The sequence below is a fragment of the Planococcus sp. A6 genome (genome assembly GCF_028823615.1).
Taxonomy (GTDB): Bacteria; Bacillota; Bacilli; order Bacillales_A; family Planococcaceae; genus Planococcus.
Genome location: NZ_JAPEHT010000174.1, coordinates 1 through 5,147 on the forward strand (window position 1 = coordinate 1; position 5,147 = coordinate 5,147).

Below are 5,147 nucleotides of genomic sequence, written 5' to 3' on the forward strand. Positions count from 1 at the left end.
TTTTTGCCCCCGCTCGGCTATGGTTTTTTGGAAGCATCACTGAGCGCGATCTATCCGGTCTATGCTTTGCGCCAATCATTCGATATCAGCATGGTCTCCTATATTCTCGCTGCCTTTTCCATCGGAGCGATTGCAACACAATTGCCGCTCGGTGAACTCAGCGACCGCATCGGCCGGAAAAAGGTATTGATGATTGCGCTAAGCGGCGGAGGGCTGTCATTTTTAGTGGCGACGTTCTTTGAATCAAATGCCTGGCTCACGCTCGTTCTATTTGTGGTGGCTGGCATGTTTGTCGGTTCGACTTTTTCGCTCGGCATTTCTTATATGACTGACTTGATGCCGAAAGAATTGCTGCCGACGGGAAATTTATTATGCGGCGTGGCATTCAGCGTCGGTAGTTTGATCGGACCGGCAGCAGGGGGCTTGTTCCTTGAAGTCACAGAACAGCTGAGTTTCCTATTGCTGATCACCGGGATCCTATTGACTTTGTTCACCATCATCGCTTTTAAAGGGCCGCGCAAACAAACGGCCTAACTTCTGAAATTAATATGGTTTTGTCAAAGTTTAGGAAGCAGACGCTTCCTAAACTTTTTTAGTTCCATAAAAAAAGCCACAGGCCCCGTATTCAACGGTTTGGCCTGTGGCTTAAATTATGTCAGCGTTTTGGGATCTTGATCTGCGTGCATTGCCATTTCAATGAAGAACCTGATTTCTTGATCGAATTGGCTGAAATGCTCACGCTTGAGATGGAACTTATTAGTGTACTTAATTTTATTGCGCTGTTCTTCAGGGAGCAGGTTGTTGATCCACAACTCAGCTAATGCGGATGGTTCGCGGGAGGAGAGCGCAAGCAGTTCTGCGCCAATCTTTTCCCGCTGGCCAGGTGCACCGCTGCAAATGGTGATAAACGAGTAATCGGTTAAATCATCTTTCGACTTTTTGATGAAGGTCCGCATCGGCGCCGCAATTTTTCCAGCCCAAATCGGTGCCAGCAAAATCACCGGGCTGTATTCTCTCAAGTCAACATCTAGCGGTGCTAATCGGGAGTCGCGCTTGATGAGGAAATCCATCAAGATCGCTATATCTTTCCGTTTCTTTTTTTCTTTGATTTCGCGCAACTCGCATCCGATCCGGCTTTGCAGTTCTATCGCTAGCTTTTGATTGTTTTCGGAATGGGAGTAATAGATGATCAACGGCTTCATGGCAATTCCTCCTGAATAGCTGATTTCACCTGGGCTCTGGCAGTGAATGCTTTCAAAACCTGAGAACCTGCTAAAAAATCAAATGCAATGGCTGGAGTCTAGAGTATGCGAAGCGCGAATCAAAGAGCGGGTAAACTTTTTATTTCAAGGTTAACAAGCACACCGCTTCAATTTGCGAAGTCTGCGGGAACATATCGATAGGCTGGATGTATTCGACGCGGTAAACTTTCGTCAATTGCTGCAAGTCTTTCGCGAGTGTCGAAGGGTTGCAGGACGTGTAGACAAAACGCTTCGGTTTTACTTTCAAGATGGTTTTCAACAGCGAGTCCGCAAGCCCGGTGCGCGGTGGGTCTACTGTTAATACATCCGGCACATAACCTTCCTTACGCCAGGTTTCGAGCCATTTTTCTGCCGTGCCTGTCACGTAAGTCGCTTGGTGGCCTTGTTTTTTCGCGTTGGCTTTTGCATCGGCAATGCTTTCCGGAATGGTATCCATGCCGCGGATTTCACGGGCGGAATCCGCCAGCCATAGGCCAATCGTGCCGACGCCGCAGTACGCATCGACGACTGATTCCTTGCCGGTCAGTTTCGCTGCACGCTTAATTTCATCGTAGAGTTTGACGGTCTGTTCCGGATTCAATTGGAAAAATGCGCGGGCAGACAAATCGAACGACAATTCGCCGAGTTCTTCGTGAATGGTCGGTTTGCCGAACAGCGTACGCGTCGTGTCGCCAAATACCAATGAGGTTTTCTCAGTATTGACGTTTTGGACGATGGACACCAAGTTCGAATCGATTGCGCTCAAGCGTTCGACGAGCACTTTCTCTTTCGGGATGTCTTTGCGCGTCGTAATGAGCACAAGCTGGATTTCACCAGTTTTGACTGCCGTGCGGACAGCGATCGTGCGCACCAGCCCTTTCATTGATTTGCCATCGTAAATGGATAGGTTCAATTCTTCGATGATGCGCTTCGCGGCATTGGTGATTTTCACCGTATCCGGATGCTGGACGAGGCATTGTTCGATATCGAGCAGCTGCTGAGAGCCTTCCGCAAACAAGCCAGCCATTACTTTGCCGTCTTTCTTGCGTGTTTGGAACTGGCTCTTATTGCGGTAATGCCAAGGGTCGTCCATGCCGATCGTTTCGCGTACTTGGATGTCCGTCCCGCGCAAATAACGGTCGAGTGATTGCAATACCAAGTCGCGCTTTTCGACGAGTTGCTGGCTATAGGATAAATGCTGCAATTGGCAGCCGCCGCATGTTTCGAAAATCGGGCACGGCGGCGTCTGGCGGTGGGGGGAAGCTTTACGGATTTTCAATATCCGGGCTTGCGCGAAATTATGTTTCACGATCGTCACTTGTGCTGTCACTTCTTCACCTGGCAGTGCGCCGGGAACAAAGACGACATTGCGCTTGAAAAAGCCGATGCCTTCTCCGTTGATACCGAGTTTTTTAATGGTTAAGGGGAATTTCTGCCCCATTTCAATGATTGGTTTTTCAGTCATGCAGGTCACGTCCTTCAGTTGGTCATCCCTTCATTATACGCTTATTTGTATATGTCAGCCAGTGCTTCCGGCAAATTCGGGAACTCGAACTTAAATCCATGGTCGAGAAGGACGGTTGGCAGTGCACGCTGGCCTTCGAGCACCAGCCTGCTTTTATCGCCGAGCGCCGCTTTCAACGCAAACGAAGGGGCAGGGATCCAATGAGGCCTGCCGAGCGCCCGCCCGATTTCCTTACCGACCGTTTTCATACGCTGTGGATTCGGCGCTGTCACATTGAACGGGCCTGTGAGTTCTTTCTGTTCAATGGCGAACAGGATCGCGCGCGCCGCATCGCGGACATGGATCCATGACAGCCATTGCCTGCCAGTGCCGACTGTGCCGCCGGCGAATAGCTTATACGGCAGCGCCATTAACGGCAGTGCACCTTGTTCTTTTCCAAGCAAAATGCCAAGACGTGCATATGATGTTCGGACGCCGTCAATTTGCGCTTGTTCGGCAAGGCCTTCCCAAGCGAGCACAGTTTCAGCCAGAAAATCATTGCCATATTCGCGGTCGGCTTCTGTGTAAGTTTTGTGTTCAGAAGCAGGATAGATTCCGACAGCGCTTGCATTGACGAGCGCTTCCGGTTTTTTTTCAAGCGCTGAAATGATGCGCAGCACTTCTTTTGTCGCCGATACGCGGCTTTCGTAAATTTTCTTTTTTTGTTTATCTGTCCACAAGCCATCGTTGATCGACGTACCGGCTAAGTTGACCAGCGCATCGATGCCTTCAAGCTGTGCTTCTGGGCGTGCCCCTTCAGACAGCCAGCGGACATATGTAATGCCCGATTCCTTTGGTTTATCTGAACGTGTTAAAATAAACACTTCGTGGCCTTTTTCTTGCAGCAGTTCCGTTAAGACAGAACCGAGAAATCCGGTGCCGCCAGTTATCGCTATTTTCATTTCCATCGCCTCCATTTCTATCCCATACCCAATTCGAGCGAAGCATATGCCAAGAGGCCGGTCAAAGTGTATAATGGAACAAGAAGCGAGGGGAAATTGATGCCGATCATTACGAAAATAACCCGCGGAAAAAACAATCCGGAACGCTATAATATTTATTTGGAAGAAAAATTTGCGTTCAGTGTCGACGAAACTTTGATCATCCGCTACCAATTGACTAAAGGCAAAGAACTCGACCAGTGGACGATCGAAGAAATGAACTTTGAGGATGAAGTCCGAAAAGCATTCAATAAAGCGTTGCATTACCTCGGCTTCCGCATGCGCAGCGAGGGCGAAGTCCGGAAGAAACTGAAGGAAAAGGAATTCGGCGAAGCCGTCATCGATGAAGCGGTCAAGAAGCTTTACGAACTCAGCTTCCTCGATGACCAGCAGTTTTCAGAAGCGCTGCTCCGGACGCAAATCAAATCCGGCAAAAAAGGGCCGCGCGCAATCCAGCAGGATATGCAAAAGAGAGGAATTGATAAGGCTATGCAAAAAGATGTCTTAACCAATTACAGTGAAGAAGAGCAGCTCGAAGTCGCCACAGGCCTTGCGGAAAAAATCTCAGCGAAAGAACAGTCGAAAACTCCGAGCCAGGTCAAACAAAAAATCAATGATTCATTGATGAGAAAAGGCTATCCTTACGCGATTATCAAGCAAGCGATCGAAACCTTGGATCTTGAACGCGACGGAGACCAATGGCTCGACAGCGTCCGCCAGCAAGGGGATAAACTATGGCGCAAGCACGAAAGCAAATTGTCGGGGAACGACCTGAGCCGGAAAGTGAAGCAAGGCCTATACCAAAAAGGCTTCCCGGGCGATGTGATCACCCAGTACATCGAAGAAAAGGAGCTTGAAGATGAGTGAACATAAACCATATTCACAAATGGACGAGACGGAACTGCGCAATGAAATCGCCCGTCTGAAAGAAAAAGCGCGCAAGGCGGAACAGCTCGGCATCGTCAATGAATTCGCGGTGCTCGAGCGCAAAGCCATCATGGCGGCGTCGTTCCTGCTGGATCCAAAAGACTTTAAACCAGGGGAAGTCTACCGTGTGGAAGGCGACCCGAATGTCTATTTCCAAATTGATTACTTAAAAGGCAATTTTGCCTGGGGCTACCGCATGGGCGGCGACAAATACACGGAAGCGCTGCCGATTTCCATGCTCCGCCCATTAAAGGAAGGGAAGTGAATCGATGAAAGAAGTCATTGAGCAGTTAATCATCGAATTGAGAGAAAAAAACCCGGAGCTGTCGGAAGACAAAGCCCGGACATGGATTGAACTTTTAGTATCCGATTTTGAATCTTCATACGCAAAAGCAGGCTATGATTATCAAGGGACCGCAGTCGTCGAGAAAGTCGTGCGCCAGTGGATTGAAAGTTATGGCGATAAAATCCACGAGTTTGCGGGGAACAACCCGAAATACTCACATCTTTTGCACGATTCTTGAACGATAAAAA

7 protein-coding genes are annotated in these 5,147 nt (G+C 49.0%); 4 read left to right on the forward strand and 3 right to left on the reverse strand.

Going from position 1 to position 5,147, the window contains the following annotated elements; all coding sequences use genetic code 11:
- Nucleotides 1-534, forward strand: a 534-nt coding sequence (locus tag ON064_RS16880; RefSeq protein WP_274625682.1) for an MFS transporter, incomplete at its 5' end; no start/stop codon positions are given.
- A gap of 116 nt (nucleotides 535-650) precedes the next feature.
- Here ON064_RS16880 and ON064_RS16885 read toward each other — a convergent pair.
- The 3 genes from ON064_RS16885 to ON064_RS16895 all read right to left on the reverse strand — a co-directional run bounded on the left by ON064_RS16885 (nucleotide 651) and on the right by ON064_RS16895 (nucleotide 3,647).
- Nucleotides 651-1,202 (reverse strand): flavodoxin family protein, encoded by a 552-nt coding sequence (locus ON064_RS16885; RefSeq protein ID WP_274625683.1) that lies wholly within the window; start codon nucleotides 1,200-1,202, stop codon nucleotides 651-653.
- A gap of 139 nt (nucleotides 1,203-1,341) precedes the next feature.
- The gene (gene rlmD, locus ON064_RS16890) at nucleotides 1,342-2,706 is read right to left on the reverse strand and encodes a 23S rRNA (uracil(1939)-C(5))-methyltransferase RlmD (RefSeq protein WP_274625684.1); all 1,365 of its coding nucleotides are present in this window, start codon (nucleotides 2,704-2,706) and stop codon (nucleotides 1,342-1,344) included.
- Nucleotides 2,707-2,747: 41 nt separating this feature from the next.
- Nucleotides 2,748-3,647, reverse strand: a complete 900-nt coding sequence (locus ON064_RS16895; RefSeq protein WP_274625685.1) for a TIGR01777 family oxidoreductase — start codon at nucleotides 3,645-3,647, stop codon at nucleotides 2,748-2,750.
- A 99-nt stretch (nucleotides 3,648-3,746) separates the two neighbouring features.
- Between ON064_RS16895 and recX the strand changes: the two genes are divergently transcribed.
- From recX to ON064_RS16910, 3 genes are read left to right on the forward strand one after another with little or no spacing between them, the layout of a single operon-like run.
- The gene (gene recX, locus ON064_RS16900) at nucleotides 3,747-4,553 is read left to right on the forward strand and encodes a recombination regulator RecX (protein ID WP_274625687.1); all 807 of its coding nucleotides are present in this window, start codon (nucleotides 3,747-3,749) and stop codon (nucleotides 4,551-4,553) included.
- Entirely contained in the window at nucleotides 4,546-4,878 is a 333-nt protein-coding gene (locus ON064_RS16905) for a YfhH family protein (RefSeq protein ID WP_058381352.1), read from the forward strand. The genes recX and ON064_RS16905 overlap by 8 nt, the downstream gene beginning before the upstream one ends.
- A gap of 4 nt (nucleotides 4,879-4,882) precedes the next feature.
- Nucleotides 4,883-5,137, forward strand: coding sequence for a YfhJ family protein (locus tag ON064_RS16910; protein ID WP_274625686.1), 255 nt, complete (start codon nucleotides 4,883-4,885; stop codon nucleotides 5,135-5,137).
- The last annotated feature ends 10 nt before the right edge of the window (nucleotides 5,138-5,147 follow it).

Excerpts from the sequence above, each read along its gene's own strand:
- ON064_RS16885 (WP_274625683.1), bottom strand. The coding sequence starts at position 1,202 with ATGAAGCCGTTGATCATCTATTACTCCCATTCCGAAAACAATCAAAAG.
- rlmD (WP_274625684.1), bottom strand. The coding sequence starts at position 2,706 with ATGACTGAAAAACCAATCATTGAAATGGGGCAGAAATTCCCCTTAACC.
- ON064_RS16895 (WP_274625685.1), bottom strand. The coding sequence starts at position 3,647 with ATGAAAATAGCGATAACTGGCGGCACCGGATTTCTCGGTTCTGTCTTA.
- recX (WP_274625687.1), top strand. The coding sequence starts at position 3,747 with ATGCCGATCATTACGAAAATAACCCGCGGAAAAAACAATCCGGAACGC.
- ON064_RS16905 (WP_058381352.1), top strand. The coding sequence starts at position 4,546 with ATGAGTGAACATAAACCATATTCACAAATGGACGAGACGGAACTGCGC.
- ON064_RS16910 (WP_274625686.1), top strand. The coding sequence starts at position 4,883 with ATGAAAGAAGTCATTGAGCAGTTAATCATCGAATTGAGAGAAAAAAAC.